General features: G+C 59.8%; 1 protein-coding gene. It reads right to left on the reverse strand.

Features of this window, described 5'->3' with window-relative positions; all coding sequences use genetic code 11:
* On the reverse strand, positions 1-194 hold a 194-nt coding region (locus ACPYOJ_RS35900; protein WP_481420465.1), incomplete at its 3' end, for a hypothetical protein.
* Positions 195-256: the final 62 nt, after the last annotated feature.

Consider the following 256-nt stretch of genomic DNA (forward strand, 5'->3'; position numbering starts at 1 on the left):
GCGCTGTCAGCCGCGCTGATCGAAGAGGCGCGCTGCTTCCTGGTGTCGGTATAGGTAAATCGCGGGACGTTCTGCGTTCTCTCCTGTGATGCCGGAGAGAAGGTCTCGACATTCACTTGGTTAGGCCACTTCGACTCATTGCCCGCGATGTAGGAAGTCGGGTTTGCCGATTGAGCGGGAAGTTGCAGATTCAACTTGCCCTGCGTGCCTGAGGACGGAGCATCCTGCCCCGCGGCCCATGGTGAAACCGACAGGG

The organism is Rhizobium sp. SVR5-9E (assembly GCF_056755095.1).